Genomic DNA, 15,625 nt, shown 5'->3' on the forward strand with positions numbered 1-15,625 from the left:
GACGCCGCTGAGGGACGCGCTATTGCGCGTCGTGGAAGATCAGTCCGAGCGTATGCCGCTGCCCGGTGCGCAGCCGGCTCACGCCATGCCGCATGTTGACCCTGTAAATACCGCGCGCGCCGCTCACCGGCCGGTAGTGAACCGGGAAGATCACCGCGTCGCCCTGCTCCAGCGCCACCACCTCGGCGCGCGACTGCATGCGCGGGCGCTGCTCGGTCAGTACGAACTCGCCGCCGGTGAAGTCGGCACCGGGCTGCGACAGCAGTACCGCAACCTGCAGCGGGAACACATGCTCGCCATAGAGGTCCTGGTGCAGGCAGTTGTAATCGCCCGCGCGATACTGAAGAATCAGCGGCGTCGGCCGGCGCTGGCCAGCGGCGTGGCAGCGCGCGATGAACTCGTCGTGGCGCGCCGGGAAGCGAATCTCGATGCCCATCGCCTCGTGCCAGCGGTTGGCAATGGCCGCCAGCGGCTGGTACAGCGCCGTGCGCAGCGCGGCCACGCCGGGCGGCAGCGGATAGCTGAAGTACTTGTACTCGCCTTTACCGAAGCCGTGACGCTCCATCAGCACGCGGCTGCGATAGATGCCGTCGTCGTCATAGGCGCTTGCGCAGGCCCGGCAGTCCTCGGCTGCGATCAGGCGCGGCACCACCGCGCAGCCGAATGCATCAAGGTCGGCGCCGATGCGTTCCCAGTCCGCAGGCAACAGCATTACCTGGCGCCTTCGCGCGCCAGCAGCGCGTGCTTGCGCTCCACCCCCCAGCGGTAGCCCGAGATGCTGCCGTCATTGCGCACCACGCGGTGGCACGGAATGGCGACCGCGACCGGATTGGCCGCACATGCGCCCGCGATCGCCCGCGCGCCCTTCGGCAGCCCGACCCGCTTGGCCAGTTCGGCGTAGCTGACGGTCTGCCCGGCCGGTATCTCGCGCAGCGCCTGCCACACGCGCTGCTGGAACGCGGTGCCGCGCACGTCCAGCGGCAGGTCGAGGCCGATTTGCGGCGCTTCGACAAAGCCGACCACCTGCGCCACGGTTTGCTCGAAGTCGGCTTCGGCGCCGCGCAGCTCGGCCTTTGGGAAACGGTCCTGCAGGTCGCGCGCCAGCAGCTCGGGATCGTCGCCCATCAGGATCGCGCAGATGCCCTTGGCGGTCGCCGCGACCAGGATCGCGCCCAGCGAGCACTCGGCAATCGCGAAACGGATCGTGGCGCCGCTGCCGCCGGCGCGGAAGGCTTGCGGCGTCATGCCCAGCACCTGGGCCGACGCGGCGTAGAACCTGCCGCTGGAATTGAACCCGGCGGCGTACAGCGCCTCGGTCACGGTCGGCGCATCGGCCAGGCCTTGCTGCACCCGGCGCGCACGGCCGGCGTCGGCGTAGGCCTTCGGCGTAATCCCGGTGTGCGCCTTGAAGATGCGGTGGAAATGGAACCGGCTCATGCCGCAGGCCTGGGCAAGCGTGTCGAGGCCGGGCGCGCCCTCGGCGGCGTCGAGCAGCCGGCAAGCTTGCGCCACAATGGCGGCGTGGCGTTCAGCGATGCCCGGCTGGCCCGGCTTGCAGCGCAGGCAGGCGCGGAAGCCGGCCTGCTCGGCGTCGCGGCAGCTGTCATGGAAGGCGACGTTCTTGCGCAGCGCCGGCCGGGCCGCGCACGACGGGCGGCAGTACACGCCGGTGCTCTTGACCGAATAATAGAAGATGCCGTCCGCATCGCGGTCGCGCTGCCGCACCGCTTCCCAGCGCTCGGCGTCGCTGGCGTAGCTTGCTTTGATCATCTCTACTTTCATGGCGCACCCCGTGTGGTTGATGGAGGCATCTTCGCGCATTGCCAGGCCGCCGTCACCCCGCCGCTTGCTTTTGAATTAACTCGGGTGCGCGGTGATAAAATCGGCGTTTAAGCCGGCCTTCGGAGAGTAGTTTGGAAGAACAGATTGCGCAAGACAGTACGCCCATTTTCCAGCGCATCAAGGACTACCTGCTCGGCGAAATCGCCGCGGGCCGCTGGAAGGAAGGCGACGTGGTGCCGTCGGAGCAGGCGCTGGTGCGCCAGTTCGGCGTCTCGCGCATGACCGTCAACCGCGCGGTGCGCGAGCTGACCGCCGAGCAGGTGCTGACGCGCCGCCAGGGATCCGGCACCTTCGTCGCGGCGCAGAAATACCAGGCCACGCTGGTGGAAATCCGCAATATCGCCGACGAGATCCGCGCCCGCGGCCACGTCCACCGCAGCCACCTGCACCTGCTTGAACCGGCCAAGGCCGGCGATGCGATGGCGCTGCAGTTCGGGCTGCCCGCCGGCCACCCGCTGTTCCATTCGGTGATCGTGCACTTCGAGAACGATGTCCCGATCCAGGTCGAAGACCGCTGGGTCAATCCGGCTTGCGCGCCTGACTACCTCGCCCAGGACTTCGCCGCCAGCACGCCGAACCAGTATCTGATGACCGCCGCGCCGCTGCAAAGCGCCACTTACCGTATCGAGGCGCTCGCGGCGCCGCGCCAGATCGCCGAGATGCTGGCCGTCGCGCCGAAGACCTGTTGCCTGGTGCTCAATCGCACAACCCACTCCCATGACCAGGTCGCGTCCGTCGTCACGATGTGGCATCCAGGGACGCTGTACCAGTTCGCCGGCGCGCTTGGATAACTTTTAGTTCCACAAACACTCGTTTTTTGTGTAATTAGTTGACGTTTTCCGTCATGAGCGTATCTTTTCGCCAACACACTAATATTTTTGTTAAGCATTGTGTCGTGCGCGGGCGGGATGGTTGGATAATCCCCTCGCGCTGTAACAACTAATTACAAAAATAAAGTGGACAACGATGAGCGAAATGCTTAATGACACCTGCAGCCCGCGGCCCCTGCGCGTGATGCTGCTGGACGACGACACCTTCATGCTGGATGTGCTGCACGGGATGCTGGACGAGATCGGCACCTTCGAGGTGCTGCGCGAAACCTGCGCCCGCCAGGCGCTGCGTGCCTTGCCGGTCGATACGCCCGACCTGCTGGTATGCGACCTGTCGCTGCCTGAAATGGACGGCATCGAATTCATGCAGGCGGCGGCGCGCAGCGGCTTCCCAGGCGACGTGCTGCTGGTGTCCGGCCTCGACAAGGGGGTGCGCTATGCCGCCGAACGCCTCGCCAGCGCCTACGGATTGCGCGTGCTGGGCTCGTTTGCCAAGCCGCTGTCGCTCGATGCCTTGCGCGGCGTGATGGAGATGCTCGCCGCGACCAGACCGCGCCGCAGCGCCTGCAGCGGGCGGGCCGGTTGACCGCGCCGCACGAGAATTTGTACAAGCGCACGACACGCCATGGAAAATAGGTTATTATTTCGGCTAATTCCCCGCCTGACACCCTCTTGCCGTCCTTCCAAACATTGAAAATAACAACACAGTCTCCACCATACGTGTTGCAAGATAAAACGGAAGCCGGATGGCGATACCTTTTAGCAGGGTCGGCTAATTCCCCAGGCGTTATTGACCCACACCTCTGATTTGAGGAAAAAATGAGCGAAAACATTAAACACATCAGCGACGCATCTTTCGAAGCGGACGTATTGAAATCCGAGCGCCCAGTCCTGGTCGACTTCTGGGCCGAGTGGTGCGGTCCATGCAAGGCGATCGGCCCGATCCTCGAAGAAGTCGCTAAAGAATACGACGGCAAGATCCTGATCGCCAAGATGGACGTCGATGCAAACCAGGCAGTTCCTGCCAAGTTCGGCATCCGCGGCATCCCGACCCTGATCCTGTTCAAGAACGGCGTCCCAGCTGCCCAGAAAGTCGGCGCAATGGCCAAGGGCCAGCTGACGTCCTTCATCGACAGCAATATCTAAAAAGACATTAAGCGGCGGCAGCGCGCCCGCACTGCCGCCAACGACTGGCCGGGAAGCGAAACAGCCTCGACTGATTCCCTCCCAACTTGATCAACCCACGCAGCTCCCTCCCCTACCTTTACCTCCCGTCACGGGACTCAACACATGCACTTATCTGAACTAAAGGCGATGCACGTCTCAGCCCTCCTTGAGATGGCGATCGGCCTTGATATCGACAACGCTGCGCGCCTGCGCAAGCAAGAACTGATGTTCGCGATCCTGAAAAAGCGCGCGAAATCCGGCGAACAAATTTTTGGCGATGGCGCCCTCGAAGTGCTGCCAGACGGCTTCGGCTTCCTGCGCTCGCCCGACGCCAGCTATATGGCGTCCACCGACGACATCTACATCTCGCCGTCGCAGATCCGCCGCTTCAACCTGCACACCGGCGACTCGATCGAAGGTGAAGTACGCACCCCGAAAGACGGCGAGCGCTACTTTGCACTGGTCAAGGTCGACAAGGTCAACGGCGAATCGCCGGAAGCGTCGAAGCACCGCATCCTGTTCGAGAACCTGACGCCGCTGCACCCGAACGAGCCGCTGCGCCTCGAGCGCGACATGAACGGCCAGGAAAACATCACCGGCCGCATCGTCGACCTGATTTCGCCGATCGGCAAAGGCCAGCGCGGCCTGCTGGTGGCGTCGCCGAAGTCCGGCAAATCGGTCCTGCTGCAGCACATCGCCCACGCGATCACCGCCAACCATCCCGACTGCACCCTGATCGTGCTGCTGATCGACGAGCGCCCGGAAGAAGTCACCGAGATGCAGCGTTCGGTGCGCGGCGAAGTGGTGGCATCGACCTTCGACGAGCCGGCCACCCGCCACGTCCAGGTCGCCGAGATGGTGCTGGAAAAGGCCAAGCGCCTGGTCGAGATGAAGAAGGATGTCATCATCCTGCTCGACTCGATCACCCGCCTGGCGCGCGCCTACAACACCGTGATCCCGGCATCGGGCAAGGTCCTCACCGGTGGTGTCGACGCCAACGCACTGCAGCGCCCGAAGCGCTTCTTCGGCGCGGCGCGCAACATCGAAGAAGGCGGCTCGCTGACCATCATCGCCACCGCGCTGATCGAAACCGGTTCGCGCATGGATGACGTGATCTACGAAGAATTCAAGGGTACCGGCAACATGGAAGTGCACCTCGAGCGCCGCCTGGCCGAGAAGCGCGTCTACCCTGCGATCAACCTGAACAAATCGGGCACCCGCCGCGAAGAGTTGCTGATCAAGCCGGACCAGCTGCAAAAGATCTGGATCCTGCGCAAGCTGCTGTACTCGATGGACGAGATCGAAGCGATGGAGTTCATCCTCGACAAGATGCGTGCGACGAAGACCAACGTGGAATTCTTCGACATGATGCGCCGCGGCGGGTAAGACTGCCGAAAGCATCACAAGAACGGACGGCTTGCCGTCCGTTCTTACGTTTACCGTCCCTTAGAGCGGGATCAATGGTGTGGGCCGCCGTTCGGTCGGCATTGAGACGTCAGGGAAGACCGCTATGGAACCGGATGTTGCGAATGGCGGTAGCCGTGACTATCCTTGGCTTCGGAGGAATGTCGCTGACGATGCTTGAAATGATCAATGCCGTTTCCGACCGGCTGGAGCAAGCCGTTGTCACCCAGCAGCGGCGCTAGCCGCCGATTTGCCCTCCCCCTCCATTCCCCTGTATAATCGCCGGTTGCAGTATTTAACCCCTGGCAAGTGAACAACAATCGGGTCACGAGGCAAGATCGACCGACGAAGTGGTGTTTGGCTACCAAACCAACCGAGGCTATACAATGAAAGCAGATACCCATCCAGAATACCGCGAAGTTGTCTTCCACGACATGTCGTGCGATTTCAAGTTCGTCACCCGTTCGACCATCCAGACCCGCGACAAGATCACCCACGAAGGTAAAGAATACCCACTGGTCAAGATCGAGGTATCGGCTGAATCGCACCCATTCTTCACCGGCAAGCACAAGATCGTCGACACCGCTGGTCGCGTCGAGAAGTTCCGCCAGAAGTTCGGCAAAGTCGGTTCGAAGACCGAAGTCGCAGCAGGCTAATTGCCGCGCGAACCTCGCTGGAAGTTGCAGCGGAAAAAAAGCAGCCCCCGGCTGCTTTTTTTTCGTTGATACTACGCCTTACCCAAACTCTCCGTAAACGTTATCGATGAAGCCAGTCCGCCTTCCCGCCGCCGCCACCCTGGCGCTGCCACGATGGGCCCTGTTCGCACTGGGTCTGCTGTACATCTTGCCAGGCCTGATCGGCCGCGACCCCTGGAAGGACGACGCCGGCAGTTTCGGCATCATGTGGACCATGGCGCACGGCAGCCTGAACGACTGGCTGGTGCCCAACATCGCCGGCCTGCCCTACCCCGAAGACGGCCCGCTGGCGTTCTGGCTGGGCGCGATCTGCATCAAGCTGTTCGGCTGGCTGCTGGGCGACGTCAACGCCGCCCGCGTCTCGACCATCGCCATCTTTGTGACCGGCACCGTGTCGGTCTGGTACACCGCGTTCCACCTCGGACGCCGTCCCGAAGCCCAGCCGCTGCGCCTTGCCTTCGGCGGCCAGCCGGAGCCGAACGACTACGGCCGCACGCTGGCCGACACCGCCGCGCTGATCTACCTCGGCTGCCTCGGCCTGCTGCTGTTCAGCCATGAAACGCTGGCCGTCACCCTGCAAGGGGCGCTGGTGGCCTACTTCCTGTACCGCGCGGTGCGCTATGTCGAAGCACCAAGCCTGCGCAACGCCGCCCTGATCGGCCTGTCGCTGGGCGCCCTGATCCTGACGCGCGGCTGGCTCACGCCGGCCGCGCTGATCCTGACCCTGTTCCTCGGCACCCGCTTCCTGTCGGTGCCGCCGGGCCGCACCCTGCGCGACCTGACAGTGGCCTGCGTCGCCGCGGTGGCCATCGCGCTGGTCTGGATCGCGCCGGTCGCGGCCCTGCAGCCTTACGGCGAAGCGCCGGTGACGGCGTGGTTTACCTGGAACGCCAGCCAGTTCGGCATACCGGGCTGGACCTCGATCAAGAGTTTCTTCCGCATCGGCATCTGGTTCTTCTGGCCGGCGCTGCCGTTTGCCGGCTGGGCGATCTACGCATGGCGCCGCCAGAACCACCTGCTGCACATCGTGCTGCCGCTCAGCTTTGTCGGCGCGCTCACCGCGCTGGTGCTATGCGACCCGCACCCGGAAAACGGCGACCTGCTCAAGCTGTTGCCGCCGCTGGCAATCATGGCCGCGTTCGGCCTGCCGACCATGAAGCGCAGCGCGATCAATGCCATCGACTGGTTCTCGGTGATGGTGCTGACCATGATCGCCAGCATCTTCTGGCTGTTCTGGGTCGCCAAACTGACCGGCTGGCCGGCACAATTCGCCAAGAACCTGCTCAAGCTGCTGCCGGGCTACGAGCCGCAGTTCGAAGTGATTCCGGTGATCGTCGCCGCCTGCGCCACCATCGGCTGGTTCTTCCTGGTCTACTGGCGCGTTTCGCGCCGCCCGTCGGTCCTGTGGCGCGCCGTGGTGCTGTCCTCGGGCGGCCTGATCCTGTTGTGGGTGCTGGTGATGACCTTGTTCCTGCCGGACCTGAACTACAGCAAGAGTTACGCGGCGGTGGCGCGCCAGATCGCCGACAAGCTGCCGGCCGGCAGCAATTGCATCGACTCGAATGTCGGCCAGCCACAGCGCGCGTCGTTTGCCTATTTCGGCAAGCTGCCGTTTGCCGGGGTGACCCAGAACCGCGCGGAATGCGATTTGCTGCTGCTCCAGGACCGCGTCAAGATCAAGGATGAGCGCGAAGCGCTGCGCCCGCCCAAGGGCCGCGAATGGAAGCTGCTGTGGGAAGGCCGGCGTGCATCGGACCGCGATGAGCGCTTCCGCCTCTACCAGCGTGCCGACTGACGCGGGTGCTGTGAAAAAAACTCGTTTTCTGGACGTCGCTGGTCTATAATGCGGTCCTTGCGTGCGAGCCTTGGTGGTGGAACTGGTAGACACAGCAGACTCAAAATCTGCCGCTGAAAGGCGTGCCGGTTCGATTCCGGCCCGAGGCACCATTCGACGCAACCTGAATTTGTTTGAGAAAAACCGGTTTTACCCTTTGGGTTGAGCCGGTTTTTTTTCGCCTGTATGAAACAACAACATCAAGCCCTGCTAAGCTATCGGTACACTCGGTTCGACGCCAGCATGGCGCGGCCGATTCCATTCACGAAGGAGATGGCGATGACTACCATTAACACCGGCGACGGCTTAAACATGCCGCAAACGTTGGCCAAAAAACTGGGGCTGGTGGCGCTGACCACGGCGGCGATCCTGCTGGTACCGTTCATCGCGATGCAGTTCGACAGCGGTGTGAACTGGGATTTGTTCGACTTCGTCATCGCGGGCATGCTGATGGCCGGCATTGGCCTGGCATACGTCCTGTCCACCATGAAGCTGCGCAACACGCGTACGCGCCTGATCGCTTTCGCCGTGTGCGCGGCCGTCCTCCTGCTGGTCTGGGTAGAACTGGCCGTCGGCCTGATCGGTACGCCATTCGCAGGCTCGTAGCACCCGCATCGCATCCGAGACCCGGTTGGTACGCCGGGTTTTTTTTCGTCCATCCATGCCTGCCGACGCGGGCAAAAAAGGAACCAGCATTTGATCATCTCTCCACTGCGCCTCAGGCGCGCCGCCATCGCCATGCTCTGTTCATCGTTCGCACTGCCAAGCTGGGCTGCCGACGACAGCAGCAAGATCCGCGCGGCCGTCGATGCCGCGATTGTCCCGCTGATGGCCGAACATGACCTGCCCGGCATGGCGGTCGCTATCACCATCGACGGCAAACCGACCTACCTCAACTACGGCGTCGCCTCGCGCGAGAAAAACACGCCAGTCACCGAAGCGACGCTATTCGAGCTCGGCTCGATCAGCAAGGTATTCACGTCGACCTTGGCCACGTACGCGCAGGCGCTTGGCAAACTGTCGCTGGACGACACGCCTGGCAAGTACATGCCGCAACTGACCGGCAGCGCGATCGACAAGGCCACCCTGCTTCACCTTGGCACCTACACCGCGGGCGGACTGCCGCTGCAGTTTCCTGAGGACGTCAGCGCCGCCGGCGCGGCTGCCTATTTCCAGCAATGGAAGCCGGACGCGGCCCCTGGCGTGCAGCGGCGCTATTCCAATCCCAGCCTCGGCCTGTTCGGCAACCTGACCGCACTGGCCATGAAGCGTGATTTCGCCGAGCTCGTGCAAACCCAGCTGTTCCCCCGGCTTGGCCTCACCAGCAGCTATATCCATGTCCCTGCGAGCGCGATGCCCAGCTACGCGTGGGGCTACAATCGCGACAACAAGGCGATCCGGGTCAATCCCGGCGTGTACGCCGACGAGGCCTATGGCGTGAAATCGAGTGCCGCCGACATGCTGCGTTTCGTGCAGCTGAACCTCGATCCGGGCCAGCTGGCCGGACCGCTGCAGCGCGCCGTGGCCGGCACCCACGTCGGCTATTTCCAGGTCGGCGACATGGTGCAGGGTCTCGGCTGGGAGCAATACGCTTACCCCGTCAGCCTCGAGCGTCTGCTCGCCGGTAATTCTCCGGCGGTGATCATGGACCCGAATGCGGTGAAGCGGCTCGTCCCGCCGCAGCCGGCATTCGCCCGCACCTTGTTTAACAAGACCGGCTCGACCGGCGGCTTTGGCGCGTACATCGCGTTCGTGCCCGACGCGCACATCGGCATCGTGATGCTGGCAAACCGAAACTATCCGATCGCCGCGCGAGTCAAAGCGGCACATGCGATCCTGCGGCAGCTTGCTGCTGCAGACAAATAAAGGAGAAGAAATGGGCTTACTCGACGGAATGTTAGGCAATGCATCGAAGATCGATGCCGCCAAAGTGCAGCAGGAATTCCAGCAGATTCTGGCGCCTGGCGAACGCGTGGAACACGCCTACCAGCTGATCCGCGACTACTTCGTGTTCACCGACAAGCGCCTGGTGCTGGTCGACAAGCAAGGCGTGACCGGCAGCAAGGTGGAGTACCACTCGATCCCGTACAAGAGCGTCACGCATTTCAGCATCGAAACCGGCGGGACTTTCGACATGGATGCCGAGCTGAATATCTGGATTTCCGGCGCGGCTGCGCCGTTCAAGAAGCAATTCAACAAGAAGCTCAGCATCTACGAAGTCCAGAGCGTGCTGGCCGCCTACGTGCTGCGCTAAGCCGGCGCCAGCGCCTTCTGGCGCGATGCCAGCAGCGCGCCGGCAAACAGCGCCAGCGCGGAATAGACCAGCCCGCGCTGCAGCCCGCCCGGCCCGTCGGCGATCCAGCCGATCATCGATGGCCCGATGATCTGGCCCAGCGCGAACACGGTGGTGAACGCGCTGATGCCGGCCGACCAGGCGTGATTCGGCAGGTTGTGACGCACCAGCGCGGTCGTGGAGGCAACGGCCGACAGGAAGATCGCACCGAACATCAGCCCGGACGCGAAGACCAGCACCGGCACCGCCGTCAGCGCCGGCAAGACCGTGGCGACACCGAGCAGCCCGTTCAGGATCGCCAGCGACTGCCCGCCTTTAAAGCGGTCCAGCATGCCCGCCCAGATCCGCGACGAGGCGATCACCGCCAGGCCGAGCATGGCGTAGAACCAGGTGATGGCGGCGGCGCTCATGCCCTGCTCCTTGAGCAAGGCGATCACGAACGTCATGTAGCCGATGTAACCGACGCCGAACATGAAATAACCGCTCAGGCCAAACATGAAAGGCCTGAGCCGGAAGTGTCCATGGGTGCCAGCGGCGGCCGCTGCGCCGTCGACATGGCGCGACGGCAGCGCCATCGCCGCGGTGCCCAGCAGGCAGACAAGCCCAAGGGCGATCCACGCCCACTGCCATGCGTGCGCCGCGCCAGCGCCCCCGGCTGCGGCGAGCACGGCAGGCACCAGCAGGGCCGAGACCACGATCCCCAGCCCGGTGCCGCCGTAGTAAATGCCCAGCAGCAGCCCGGCGCGCTCCGGATGCAGCAAGCTGAGCCGCGCCGCGAGCACGCCGCCGGCAATAAAGATGAAGGCACTGGCGATGCCGGCCAGTACGCGCTGGACGATCAGCAAATTGGCGTCGACAACAAAGCCTGACAGCATCATGAACACGCCGGCCAGCACGGCTCCGCCCACCAGCGCCCCGTGGGCGCCGTAGCGTTTCATCAGGGCCGGGCTGAGCAGCGCGCCGATGAAGTAGCCCAGCGCATTACCGGTGTTCATCGATCCCGACAACAGGTAGCTCCAGCCAAGATCGTCGCGCATCGGCGGCAGCAGCAGCGCGTACGAAAACCGCGTCAGTCCCAAAGAGATCGCCGCCCCCAGAGACAGGGCCAGCGCGATCAGGAACGGGCGGCGCGCGGCCAGCGATTGCGGGCCGGTGTGCGGCGACGACGACTTGAAGATGCTGTTCATGATTGCTTTTTCGCGTTACGACTGCTGAATCTTACGCTGCAAAGCAAAACACCACCCGAAGCTGGTGTTGTCCGGTCCGGCGAGCCGGCGCGATCAAGCCAGCGCGAGCGCTTCGCGCGCCAGCGGCGCCAGTGAAATGCGGTTCTTGCCATCGGCCTTGGCCTGGTACATGGCCTGGTCGGCGCGCGCCAGCAACGCCGCCATGTCGAGCGGATCTTCCGGCATGAACACGGCCACCCCAATGCTGGCGCCGACGCTGACGACGTTGTTCGCCAGCGCGAACGGCAGGCGCAGCTGCGGCAGGAGCTTCAGTGCGGTCGCTTCCGCGTCCGCCGGAGTCGGCAACATTTCAAGGATGACGACGAATTCATCGCCCGCCAGTCGCGCCACCATATCGGTCTTGCGCACCGTGGCAACAATCCGCGCGCCGACCTGCCGCAGCAGCTCGTCGCCCTCGTCGTGGCCGTAATTGTCATTGATGCCCTTGAAGCCGTCGAGGTCAAGGAACAGCACCGCGCAGGAACGGCGCAGCCGCACCGCGCGCTTGAGCGCCTGCGGCAGCATGTGCATCAGGGCGCGCCGGTTCGGCAAGCCGGTCAGGGTGTCGCTCATGGCCAGCGCGTGCAGTTCGGCGGTGCGTTCGGCAACCTTGGCTTCGAGCTGCTCATTCATCCGCTCCAGCGTGCGCGTGTGCTGGCGTTCGACCTCGAGCATGCTGCGCATGGCCTTGGACAAGACCTGGGCCTCGCGGAAGCCATACACCTCCGGAATGGCAGCCACGTCGGCCGGGGCGGCGCCGCTGGCACGGGTTTCCATCATGCGGCTGAGCTGATTCATCGGACGCGTGAGCTTGCGCGCCAGCGAGGCGGCGAGCCAGGCCAGGGCGCCGCCAAGCAGCAGGCTGATCCACAGAATCTGCCATTTCAGCGTGTTCCATCCAGCCATCGCGGTCGCTTCGGGCTGGCGCACCAGCACCGCCCATTCGAGCGATGCCGGATCCGCCGGGTCACCGGTGCGGGTGTAGCCGGTCAGGTAGGTACGGCCATCGGCCCAATCCTCGGTCAGCGCGCCGGTGGCCCCTGCGAACGCCAGTGTCAGGCTGGTGGTGGCAATCTTTTTCTCTTCCATCCCCGCCGGTCCCAGCAACACGGTACCGTCGCGCCGCACCACCAGGATTTCTGCGCCGTACTCTTTCAGCGCCGGGGTCAGCAGATTGGCGGCGACGCGGCGCGCCCATGCCCAGCTGAGGTGCACGCCAATCACGCCGCGCGCCTCGCCGTCGGGTCCGAGCACCGGCGCGGCCACGTCGACGAAGCGCCATGGGTCCGCCGCCTTGGGCAACAGCTTGCCCAGCAACAGCGCCGGATGGTAGTCCACCGCGCGCAAGCCCTCTTTGCCACTCTGGAACCACGGACGCGCGCTGACATCGGCCTGTTCCAGCATCGCCGACGTCGAGGCGTAGATGACGCCGCGGTTATCGGTCATGCCGATCCAGGCGTAATCGGGGAAAGTCGTTTGCAGGTTGTCGAGCACCGAGCGCACTTCCGCCGGATCACTGGCCTGGCGCACCTGCGACAGTCCCGACACCAGGCTGACATCGCTGCCGGCCTGCTGCACCACGCGGTTGAGCGAGTCGCGCATTTGCCACGACAATTGCTGCAGGCGCAGCTCGGCTTCCTGGCTGGCGTAATTGGCTGCGTAATGGTTGATCAGGGCGAGCATCGCCAGCATGGTCAGACCGACCGTGGCGCAGACGCCGACGGTGACGAAACTACTCAGGCGGGGCGGAATTCGGGGCGTGCGGAGCATCATGGCGGGATTGTCGACAGAGAATTCCAAGGGTACACGTGATCGTCGCGAATAGCGAAAAGTTATTGCTCGCTGGCAGTGAAAATAGTAAAAACGCAACAATTCTGTCGCTAATTTGCCTTTTCTTGGTGCTCTGGCACCGCTGTAAAGACGCCGTCTTGTTGAATGTTTTACAGGTGGCTGATGACGGCCGGAGCGGCATCCCAGCAGTCGTTGCGGCCATCGACGAACATCACCGGCGCGGCGGCGAGTTCGTCGTCGCTGGCGTCGTCGAGGCAACTGACACTGACCGCGTAGAACGCGCCCCAGCGCGGCGAGGTGCCGGTGCCGAAGGTGTGCACGCCACAGGCCGCGCAGTAGAAATGCCGGTCGGCGCGGGCGCCGAACTGATAGACGGCGGGGGCGCCGTCGAGCAGCCGGAATGCCTCCGGTTTGACGATCGCCGGCCAGAAGCGCCGCTTGCGGCAGATCGAGCAGTTGCACTTCAGCGTGCCCTGGCTGAGGTCGATATCGGCTTCGAAGCGCAGCGCGCCGCAGTGGCAGCTGCCGTGATAGGTTTTCATCGTCCGGAACTCCGCGTGTCAGATCCGGACGAGTCTACCATTTGCTGCCGTGTCGAAAAGCTAGGGCAACGGATCGAGCCGCACCGCATAGCAGGTGCTGCCCTTGCAGCCGGTCGCGGCGATCTGTCCGCTGTTGTTGATGGCTTCGGCGTTGACCACAAACCAGCCGCTGCTGCGGTCGATCAGGGTGTTCAGGTCGCGCATCTTGCCCGAGGAATAGAGGAAGCCAACCTGCAGCCCGGTGCTGCCATCGATGCCCTCCAAGGTGGCATAACCGACCACGTGTCCATGGTCGTTGATGTCGGTGGCCGAGCTGAGGTCGCCGCCCGGCAGGGTGCCCAGGTTGCGCATCGTGCCGCGGTACCACAGGAAGGCGCGGCTGACGCGGAATTCCGGCGTCGAGGTCTCGCCGACCACCTGGCTGCGCTCATTGATCGCGCGGGCGACGCTGTACTGCCCGCCCAGCGTGCCCAGGTCGAGCATCTCCTCGCATTTGTACAGGAAGGCGTGGTACATGCTCTCGGGCGGGGTGTACGGGCCGACCACCGAACCGCCGACCACCTGGCGCAGTTCGTTCAGGCCCAGCGCGCTGCTGGTGCCTTCCGCATCGGGCACTTCGATGCGGCCCAGGTCGTGCATCCCCGACCCTGGCCGCAGCAGGAACGCGCGCCCTTCGAGGGCGGAATCGGGACCGTCATCGGCCGCCCCGGCGATGTCGCCGCGGTTGTTGATGTCGCCCGCACCGCTGTTGTTGCCGCCCAGCGTGCCGAGATCGACCATCGTGCCGGCCTGGTAGCGGAATGCGCGCCGGTAGCCGTCATGGTTGATCGAGGTGCCGACGATCACGTTGCTGTCGTTGATGGCGGCGGCATAGCTGTCCGGCCCGCCAAGCGTGCCGAGGTCGGTGATCACGCCGCCGATGTTGGCGAAGCCATGGGTGACGCCGGCGCTGAACGGGAAGTTGCCCACCACCGAGCCGCTACTGTTGAGGTCGTTGGCAACGCTGCCGGCGACCCCGACCTGGACGACCTTGTAACGTGGCGAATGGGCGGATGCGGCCGGAGGCAGCGCCAGCAGCACGGCGATGGCCAGCGGCGAAAGGCTGGGAAGCAAGGACATGGTGTTCTCCCGGATGTGGACCCGACATGGGTGAATCCAGCATAGGGATAGCGAACACAGCGGCTGTGCGAAAAGTCATCCTGCCATGCGCGGCGCATCAAGCGCTGACGGTAATGCCTGCGGGAATACTGTTTATCTTGTTCCGCTTACCTGTTCTTGGGAGCCTGTTTTTCCCACTCCGCATAGGTGCGCTCGATGCGGCGCGAGGTGCCGTCGCGTTCCATGCCGTCGAGCGCCTCCTGCATCCGGATGGCGAGCGAGGCCGGCACGCCCTTGTTGCACGCCAGGTAGACCTGCACCGTGCGGAACGTGAGCACCGGAACGATGTTCGCGCTCCAGCCGTTTTTTTCAATCGTATAGCTGCCACGCCGCAAGCTTGCCGCCCACACGTCGATCCGGTTGAGCAACAGCTTGTGCGGGTTGATCAGGTCATTGTGGGCGGAGTCGACCTGAAAACCGCGCGCGCGCAAAAATTCGTCGCGCGCATCGCCGTGGTAGGTGCCGATGCGCAAGCCGCGCGCGTCGTCGATCGATGTGAACTGGTAGCCGCGCTCGGCGAGCGCGAGCAGCACCCATTCGGCCTCGTCCAGCGGACCGATCCAGCGGAACAGCTTTTCACGTTCGGGCGTGCGGGTGGTGGAATAGACGCAGGCGTTGCTGCGGTGCAGGGCCGCGGTGTACGCGCGCTTCCATGGGAGCAGGTCAATGCGGTAAGCAATGCCGCTGCGGGCCATGATCTCGCGCACCTTGTCGGTGCTGCTGCCGATGACGGCACGGTTGTGCAGCATGCTGGCGGGCGGCGAGGTTTCGGTCGCGATGTACAGCTGCGGCGCCGCGGCCCCGACGTTAGCCGCCACGGCCAGCAAGAAAGAGATCAGCAAG

General features: G+C 64.1%; 16 protein-coding genes and 1 tRNA gene. 10 read left to right on the plus strand and 7 right to left on the minus strand.

The annotated features are described in order from the left end of the window. Nucleotides 1–19 precede the first annotated feature (19 nt). Both I4X03_RS11425 and ada read right to left on the minus strand, forming a co-directional pair. The gene (locus tag I4X03_RS11425) at nt 20–712 is read right to left on the minus strand and encodes a 2OG-Fe(II) oxygenase (RefSeq protein WP_223468349.1); all 693 of its coding nucleotides are present in this window, start codon (nt 710–712) and stop codon (nt 20–22) included. Continuing rightward, a complete protein-coding gene (gene ada / locus I4X03_RS11430) occupies nt 712–1,782 on the minus strand; it encodes a bifunctional DNA-binding transcriptional regulator/O6-methylguanine-DNA methyltransferase Ada (protein ID WP_223468350.1) in 1,071 nt (356 codons plus the stop codon). The genes I4X03_RS11425 and ada overlap by 1 nt, the downstream gene beginning before the upstream one ends. 131 nt (nt 1,783–1,913) lie before the next feature. Here ada and hutC point away from each other — a divergent pair, with 131 nt between their 5' ends. The 10 genes from hutC (at nt 1,914) to I4X03_RS11480 (ending at nt 10,026) form a co-directional block, all read left to right on the plus strand. After that, complete coding sequence (hutC, locus tag I4X03_RS11435) at nt 1,914–2,633, plus strand: histidine utilization transcriptional repressor HutC (protein ID WP_223468351.1); 720 nt, start codon at nt 1,914–1,916, stop codon at nt 2,631–2,633. A gap of 175 nt (nt 2,634–2,808) precedes the next feature. Continuing rightward, nucleotides 2,809–3,258 (plus strand): response regulator, encoded by a 450-nt coding sequence (locus I4X03_RS11440; protein WP_223468352.1) that lies wholly within the window; start codon nt 2,809–2,811, stop codon nt 3,256–3,258. A 233-nt stretch (nt 3,259–3,491) separates the two neighbouring features. After that, a complete protein-coding gene (trxA, locus tag I4X03_RS11445; protein ID WP_223468353.1) occupies nt 3,492–3,818 on the plus strand; it encodes a thioredoxin TrxA in 327 nt (108 codons plus the stop codon). A 144-nt stretch (nt 3,819–3,962) separates the two neighbouring features. Continuing rightward, nucleotides 3,963–5,225, plus strand: a complete 1,263-nt coding sequence (rho, locus tag I4X03_RS11450; RefSeq protein ID WP_223468354.1) for a transcription termination factor Rho — start codon at nt 3,963–3,965, stop codon at nt 5,223–5,225. Between the two features lie 404 nt (nt 5,226–5,629). Further along, entirely contained in the window at nt 5,630–5,899 is a 270-nt protein-coding gene (locus I4X03_RS11455; RefSeq protein WP_223468355.1) for a type B 50S ribosomal protein L31, read from the plus strand. 106 nt (nt 5,900–6,005) lie between these two features. Continuing rightward, the gene (locus tag I4X03_RS11460; RefSeq protein WP_223468356.1) at nt 6,006–7,733 is read left to right on the plus strand and encodes an ArnT family glycosyltransferase; all 1,728 of its coding nucleotides are present in this window, start codon (nt 6,006–6,008) and stop codon (nt 7,731–7,733) included. A gap of 67 nt (nt 7,734–7,800) precedes the next feature. After that, a tRNA-Leu gene (locus tag I4X03_RS11465) sits at nt 7,801–7,885 on the plus strand. 166 nt (nt 7,886–8,051) lie between these two features. Next, nucleotides 8,052–8,378, plus strand: a complete 327-nt coding sequence (locus I4X03_RS11470; protein WP_223468357.1) for a hypothetical protein — start codon at nt 8,052–8,054, stop codon at nt 8,376–8,378. A gap of 132 nt (nt 8,379–8,510) precedes the next feature. Continuing rightward, nucleotides 8,511–9,638, plus strand: a complete 1,128-nt coding sequence (gene ampC, locus I4X03_RS11475) for a class C beta-lactamase (RefSeq protein ID WP_370660516.1) — start codon at nt 8,511–8,513, stop codon at nt 9,636–9,638. Nucleotides 9,639–9,648: 10 nt separating this feature from the next. Then, nucleotides 9,649–10,026, plus strand: coding sequence for a PH domain-containing protein (locus I4X03_RS11480; protein WP_223468359.1), 378 nt, complete (start codon nt 9,649–9,651; stop codon nt 10,024–10,026). On the opposite strand, the gene I4X03_RS11485 is transcribed toward I4X03_RS11480, so the two are convergent. The 5 genes from I4X03_RS11485 to I4X03_RS11505 all read right to left on the minus strand — a co-directional run bounded on the left by I4X03_RS11485 (nt 10,023) and on the right by I4X03_RS11505 (nt 15,624). Beyond that, on the minus strand, nt 10,023–11,252 hold the full coding sequence (locus I4X03_RS11485; protein ID WP_223468360.1) for a YbfB/YjiJ family MFS transporter: 1,230 nt from the start codon (nt 11,250–11,252) through the stop codon (nt 10,023–10,025). The two genes, I4X03_RS11480 and I4X03_RS11485, sit on opposite strands and share 4 nt — an antisense overlap. 93 nt (nt 11,253–11,345) lie before the next feature. Then, entirely contained in the window at nt 11,346–13,064 is a 1,719-nt protein-coding gene (locus tag I4X03_RS11490) for a sensor domain-containing diguanylate cyclase (protein ID WP_223468361.1), read from the minus strand. 167 nt (nt 13,065–13,231) lie between these two features. Then, nucleotides 13,232–13,624: a GFA family protein gene (locus tag I4X03_RS11495; RefSeq protein ID WP_223468362.1), complete on the minus strand. Its 393-nt coding sequence runs from the start codon at nt 13,622–13,624 to the stop codon at nt 13,232–13,234. Between the two features lie 60 nt (nt 13,625–13,684). Next, nucleotides 13,685–14,743 (minus strand): DUF3466 family protein, encoded by a 1,059-nt coding sequence (locus I4X03_RS11500; RefSeq protein WP_223468363.1) that lies wholly within the window; start codon nt 14,741–14,743, stop codon nt 13,685–13,687. 146 nt (nt 14,744–14,889) lie between these two features. Beyond that, nucleotides 14,890–15,624: a substrate-binding periplasmic protein gene (locus I4X03_RS11505; RefSeq protein ID WP_223468364.1), complete on the minus strand. Its 735-nt coding sequence runs from the start codon at nt 15,622–15,624 to the stop codon at nt 14,890–14,892. Nucleotide 15,625 lies beyond the last annotated feature (1 nt).

The organism is Massilia soli (assembly GCF_016809835.1).
In the GTDB taxonomy this organism is placed as follows: domain Bacteria; phylum Pseudomonadota; class Gammaproteobacteria; order Burkholderiales; family Burkholderiaceae_D; genus Telluria_A; species Telluria_A soli.

What these genes read in the sequence shown, in the direction of transcription:
- ampC (WP_370660516.1), top strand. Translation starts at nt 8,511, where the DNA reads ATGCTCTGTTCATCGTTCGCACTGCCAAGCTGGGCTGCCGACGACAGC.
- I4X03_RS11490 (WP_223468361.1), bottom strand. Translation starts at nt 13,064, where the DNA reads ATGATGCTCCGCACGCCCCGAATTCCGCCCCGCCTGAGTAGTTTCGTC.
- I4X03_RS11485 (WP_223468360.1), bottom strand. Translation starts at nt 11,252, where the DNA reads ATGAACAGCATCTTCAAGTCGTCGTCGCCGCACACCGGCCCGCAATCG.
- I4X03_RS11470 (WP_223468357.1), top strand. Translation starts at nt 8,052, where the DNA reads ATGACTACCATTAACACCGGCGACGGCTTAAACATGCCGCAAACGTTG.
- I4X03_RS11440 (WP_223468352.1), top strand. Translation starts at nt 2,809, where the DNA reads ATGAGCGAAATGCTTAATGACACCTGCAGCCCGCGGCCCCTGCGCGTG.
- I4X03_RS11500 (WP_223468363.1), bottom strand. Translation starts at nt 14,743, where the DNA reads ATGTCCTTGCTTCCCAGCCTTTCGCCGCTGGCCATCGCCGTGCTGCTG.
- I4X03_RS11455 (WP_223468355.1), top strand. Translation starts at nt 5,630, where the DNA reads ATGAAAGCAGATACCCATCCAGAATACCGCGAAGTTGTCTTCCACGAC.
- I4X03_RS11425 (WP_223468349.1), bottom strand. Translation starts at nt 712, where the DNA reads ATGCTGTTGCCTGCGGACTGGGAACGCATCGGCGCCGACCTTGATGCA.
- trxA (WP_223468353.1), top strand. Translation starts at nt 3,492, where the DNA reads ATGAGCGAAAACATTAAACACATCAGCGACGCATCTTTCGAAGCGGAC.
- I4X03_RS11480 (WP_223468359.1), top strand. Translation starts at nt 9,649, where the DNA reads ATGGGCTTACTCGACGGAATGTTAGGCAATGCATCGAAGATCGATGCC.
- I4X03_RS11495 (WP_223468362.1), bottom strand. Translation starts at nt 13,624, where the DNA reads ATGAAAACCTATCACGGCAGCTGCCACTGCGGCGCGCTGCGCTTCGAA.
- rho (WP_223468354.1), top strand. Translation starts at nt 3,963, where the DNA reads ATGCACTTATCTGAACTAAAGGCGATGCACGTCTCAGCCCTCCTTGAG.
- ada (WP_223468350.1), bottom strand. Translation starts at nt 1,782, where the DNA reads ATGAAAGTAGAGATGATCAAAGCAAGCTACGCCAGCGACGCCGAGCGC.
- I4X03_RS11460 (WP_223468356.1), top strand. Translation starts at nt 6,006, where the DNA reads ATGAAGCCAGTCCGCCTTCCCGCCGCCGCCACCCTGGCGCTGCCACGA.